The 5207-nt window shown below is 61.2% G+C and carries 5 protein-coding genes; all 5 read right to left on the minus strand.

The annotated features are described in order from the left end of the window. Positions 1–203: 203 nt before the first annotated feature. Positions 204–998, minus strand: coding sequence for an ABC transporter permease (locus BMZ30_RS13415; protein ID WP_093379906.1), 795 nt, complete (start codon positions 996–998; stop codon positions 204–206). After that, positions 995–1684, minus strand: coding sequence for an ABC transporter permease (locus BMZ30_RS13420; protein ID WP_143073217.1), 690 nt, complete (start codon positions 1682–1684; stop codon positions 995–997). Before BMZ30_RS13420 ends, BMZ30_RS13415 begins: the two co-directional genes overlap by 4 nt. Before the next feature lie 98 nt (positions 1685–1782). Then, the gene (locus tag BMZ30_RS13425; RefSeq protein WP_373296836.1) at positions 1783–2715 is read right to left on the minus strand and encodes an ABC transporter ATP-binding protein; all 933 of its coding nucleotides are present in this window, start codon (positions 2713–2715) and stop codon (positions 1783–1785) included. Positions 2716–2792: 77 nt separating this feature from the next. Continuing rightward, the gene (locus BMZ30_RS13620) at positions 2793–4244 is read right to left on the minus strand and encodes a hypothetical protein (RefSeq protein ID WP_143073218.1); all 1452 of its coding nucleotides are present in this window, start codon (positions 4242–4244) and stop codon (positions 2793–2795) included. Continuing rightward, the gene (locus BMZ30_RS13430) at positions 4241–4948 is read right to left on the minus strand and encodes a 2'-5' RNA ligase family protein (RefSeq protein WP_093379913.1); all 708 of its coding nucleotides are present in this window, start codon (positions 4946–4948) and stop codon (positions 4241–4243) included. Before BMZ30_RS13430 ends, BMZ30_RS13620 begins: the two co-directional genes overlap by 4 nt. Positions 4949–5207 lie beyond the last annotated feature (259 nt).

Below are 5207 nucleotides of genomic sequence, written 5' to 3' on the forward strand. Positions count from 1 at the left end.
GTCGACGGCGCCGCGCGCGTCTACGACCCGATCGTCATGGGCGAGGCTGGCGAGGACCAGTTCGGCTGCTTCCTCAAGGACTACCAGCCGGCGGCGTGGTAGGCCCTCCAGCCATACCCCCACCTTCGCCCCCAGCGCCACACCTGCCGCCCAGTCCGCGATGAAGGACGTCGGACGGCGGTCCACATGCGCGGTGCGGACGGTCAGTTTCCGGCCCCGGCGTACCTCTGCAACCCTCGCCGCCACGCTTGGCCCGCAGCAACGAAGAGAACAGCGAGCACAGCCGCTAGTCCAAGGCACCACCCCAGCTGTAGGCCATCGGTAAGAAGGACCGACGGGACGTAGCCGGTAAACGCGAATGGGATCACGGACACGATCACTCCGCTGAGCAGCGCTGGAAAGATGCCAATCGGATACTGTCCGAACGAGGACAGTGAAAACACCGCGCCCATGATCGCAGACGAGTCGATCACCCAGAAAGATATCGACGCGCACAGCAAATGGACGAGAACAAAAATGAGGCCGCTGGACGCCACCAGCATCAGCACAAGCAGGAACTCCGCGATACCTAGCCGCACGTCCGCAGCGTTTGCACCCCACGCGAGGGCGCCAATGCCAGCCGCGACCTGCCCGAGGGCCTGGACGTTCACCCTATCGGCGACAATTTGAAACAGGACGCCGTGCGGGCGGACTAGCACCCGATCGAGATCCCCTTGTTTGATGTAGCGGGAGCCAAGCACCCAAAGATTGTCAAAGAGCACTAGATGCACAGACCGCCCGAGTGCAGCAAATGCGAACATAAGCAGCAGGTCGCCAAATCGATAACCATCTAGCACATTCACCTGTGCAAAGAGAACTGTGAGAAATACAAGCGCCAGCACGTTCTCCAGAAGCGAGGCCAAAACGCCGATGAAGAAGTCTATCCGGAACCGCGTTATTCCGATGAGATGGACGCGGACGAACTGAATGTATGCGATGCCGGAGCCCTTGAGCGTCATCCTCCGAACACCTCGACCCTCTGGACGGCGCGATTGACGACAAAGACAGCAGCCAAAGCGCCCGCCGCGAGCCAGATTACTCCGCGCGCGAAGAGCGACAGCCACTCGGCGAGGTCGACCTCGGAGATGAAGAGGTCGATGGGCACATAGAGGCTAACACTAAAAGGGAGCCAACTGGATAGGGATTGAAACCAGCCCGGAAAGAAGGATAGCGGGAGGAGCGCTCCCGAGAAGAGAGCCACAACAGAGTTCCGCACGAGCCAGAGCCCCCAAGTGTTGTTCGTCCAAAAGGCGACCGACCCGATGACGATGTCAACAAGCTGGATTGCCGTGCCGCCAATGAGCACAGCGGCTATGAAGAGCAGCCAGGTTGCAATTCCTGCAGCGAACGTCTCATCGGCAAGAACGAGCCCAACTGCAAGAAGCGCAAGGCCCGATTTTGTCAGTTCAACGATCTTGATTCCAACGTCTTGCGCCAGGAGACGGCCTACGAGTGAGTAGGGACGGACCATCTCAACCGCAATATCGCCTCGAGCGACCATGAGCGAAAGCTGGCGCCCCGCACCGAAGGAGTTGTACTGCAAGATGAGCGATGACAGGACCACGTACCCGGCCATCTGCTGGAAGTCGTACGAACCCACGCTCGGACGATGGTCGAAGACGGCTTGCCATAGGTAGTACAGCATGAGAACCCGCAGGATCACGCCAAGGAGGCCCGCCCAATAGGCGCCGCGATAGCGCAAGTCTGACGTCACTGCGACCCGGGTGAAGGCTAGGTAACGCCTCACGCGAGAGCCCCCGCGTAAATCTGGCGGACGACGGCCTCGATCGTAGGCTCGTGAACGCTTACTTCGTCCGACTCGTACCGCGAGGCAACGGCGGACACCACCCGTCCGCTCGTCGTCGTCAATGGATCGAGAACGACGGTAAGGACGGCGTCCTGCGCTTCCTCGACCCGCGCTCCGTCGGGCAAGACAGCATTAAGTTCCTCGACAATACCCTCTGACCACCCGCTGGACCGTCGAAATATCACGGTCCTTCGCGGCTCCACCGTGTCCTTCAAATCGTGGATCGCACCGTCGAAGACAACACGGCCAGCATCAATGACAAGCACCGACTGGCAGAGCGCCTCGACGTCGCCCATGTCGTGGGTGGTTAAGACTATCGTCGTACCGAATTCGCGGTTGATACGCTGCAGGTAGCCGCGAATTAATTCCTTCACCTGCACGTCCAGCCCGATTGTAGGCTCATCAAGGTAAACGACGGGGGGTCGGTGTATAAGCGCCGCGGCAATTTCGCAACGCATCTTCTGCCCCAGCGAGAGCTGTCGAGTCGGCTTCGCCAGGAGTGGCCCGAGCTCGAGTTCGGCCGCTGCCGAAGCGATTACACTCTCAGTATCTGCTCGTGTGACGCCATAGATGGACGCGACCAGCCGCAGGGACTCCCGCACAGGAACATCCCAGCTTAGTTGGCTGCGCTGACCAAAAACGACGCCAATCTGCTGCGCATTGCGAATGCGCTGCCGAGCGGGATCAACCCCTAGGACGGATACGTCACCTGTGTCGGGTCGGATGATGCCTGTCATCATCTTTATGGTCGTCGACTTGCCCGCACCGTTGGGGCCAAGGAACCCTACTATCGCCCCACGGGGAATTTCGAAAGAGACGTCATCAACCGCTCGTACTTTCGTAGTACGGCGGCCTGCAAGCGTACGCAATGAGCCACGCAGTCCATCCCCACGATCGGCGATCGAATAGTCTTTCGTCAGTTGGCGAGCGACGATTGCTGGCGTATTCACGGATTCTCCGGGTCGTAGTTTCGCTTGGTTTCGTGGTAGGGGTAGTGAAATCGGGACGGGAACTGGACGCAGATCTGCCGGTACGTGCCGTCGTCTCCGCCTTCGGCCTGAGCTACCACGTGAGGGACTCCGGGCCGGACGATCGCATGCCCGCCCTGGGGGACCTTAACGACAATGCGACGACCCGCCGGGTAGGCGACGAGGTGTATGGCGCCGGACCTGGCATGGTACAGCTCAGTAAATGTGGGGTGCATATGCGGGCGCTCTTCGGGGCGGATACATTGAAAGGGCCAAGTATCTCCCGATGGAATTGCTGCCGAGCGCCGCGATACCGCTATGGACGGGAACGGATCCTCGAGTCCCGACATTGAGTCGATGTTCCACTCTGAGGCGGACCCCGTCCATGGGCAACGTCGATTTACGTGCGTGTACTCCACTTGCCACGGTCCAGTCCTGGCGACGCCCGAAATGTTGTTCTTCGCCGTCCCCGGAGATTTTACGACGGGGGAGTACCGGTGATACCCCGGGGGGAGGCGCCGCTCGGCGATCACGAGCGGACGGCCCGACAGAACCAGTGTTTCGGGGTCAACCTGAGCGCCAGCCAAAAGGTAGAGGACGGATTCCCGACCCGATGAAGAATATCGGACATCATCGATGCTGTACGACACAGAGTCTTCTTTTGAGAGCACGACGTACCGCGCCGCACTCCACTCGAGGATCATTCTTTCGGCGCTCGTGGCAGACGTTGAGAGTCCGTAGCCGGAGAGTGATGAATCCACAATGTGCATACGTTCTACTGCTTCACGGGGAACGGAATAGACGCCGCCGTCGTCCACGACTGTCACGCCCGCAGCAGCGTCAACGCGGGCCACGATGCTCTGGACGTTCGTAGCGCGGCCCAGGATGCACGCGTCGAGGTTCGCCGCGTCCTTTGCGCGTAGCGCATCTAGCCCCGTGAGCAACTTGGTGACGGGCAAGCACGTTCGGCGAGCCTCCGCGACCAGCGCCTCGAAGAGAACTCCACGCCCTGTCCATGGTGCGCACGGGATGCCATCGAGCTCGATGTACGTGTGGTCTGCCCCTCGCATGTCCCAGGCACCGGTGGCGACCGAGCCCTCACCAGCATTTCCTCGACGTAGGATCAGAGCATTGCCGGGCGGCGAGAAGGTAGCGAACCATCCGTCGTCAAGCTCCTCTTCACCGGCAAGGATTTCCTGGGCAAAGCGGATGACCCCTGGGCCGATAATCTCGAGATAACTTGAGTAGACGAAGATCCAGCCGGGCACGCTGTCATCAACGAGAGCGATGTGATCCGCCGGCAGCAGGGCGCCCACCCTTCTCCTGAGCGCCTCGCTGTCAGAGATGCCGCGCAGGGCGAGGGAAGCGGAGTACAGGCCGTCGAGGTGCGGCAACGTGCTCGCTCTGTTCAATGCGTCTTGCATCCTCACGCGCCACCAGCGTCCCAGTACGTCGCCATGCTGCTGAAGTGGAGCGCACGAAGAAGTGCCGGGGTCAGGGTCACCGTCTGCCCTACCACGCTCTCAGTCAAGGTCTCGAGCGTTTGGCTGAGTAGTGCGGGAGTGAGGGGCACCGTCGCGTCGGGTCGGTAGTATGCGAGCGTGATGTGGGGGGTGAAGTGTCCCGAAGGGACGATCTCATCGAAGAGCCCTCGCGCGACGTGTAGCCGCTCGCAGTCGTCGTCACTCACAGGAACCAGTCCGACTGCCACGCTCGTGTTCATGAGGTTGAACACGGACGTGCAAAGAAGTCGCACGTCACCCACGTCCCGAGCAGTGCTGATCATCGAACCGGTCCGCCTTGTGTCAAGAAAGACAGCGCTCGCTACGTCGTCGAGCTTCTCCGCGGACCTCAGATCGTGGAGCGTGACGTGGTAGGACTCGGCAGGAAGACGGGCCGAAAGGCTATCGCCACAGTACGCGTACAGATTGTCGGTGACGCGATCGACCAGATGCCGTGCCGCGGGTTCGAGAAAGTACGCGACCGTGCTGCCGTAGAACGGTCGCCACGCTCCCGTCCCCGCCTCGACCTTCGCCCGTACGGCCGGAGCAAGCCCAAAGATATCTTCCTCCGGGACTGATCGCTGCTGAAATCGCTCGGTCCGAGCGGTCATCTGCGCCAAGGACTCGGCCATGCTGGCACCTCTCAAACGCGAGTCAGCCCCTCGGTAGGCTGCGTCTCTGATGTGAAACTTGCAGCAAGTTTTCACAACACGCCACCGATGTCAACTTTGTCCCGTGCGTGCCTCTCGGTTTGGTACGCCCGGAGAGCGAGTTGTGCGCGCTCGAGGCTTCGGTGCAGGCGGGCGGGCGCGACGAGCACAGCGCGGCGACCGCCATGGCACACGCGTCGGTGACCGCGCCGGGCCTGCTGACCTCGCTCGCGCTGACGGC

The sequence above is a fragment of the Flavimobilis marinus genome (genome assembly GCF_900113055.1).
In the GTDB taxonomy this organism is placed as follows: domain Bacteria; phylum Actinomycetota; class Actinomycetes; order Actinomycetales; family Cellulomonadaceae; genus Flavimobilis; species Flavimobilis marinus.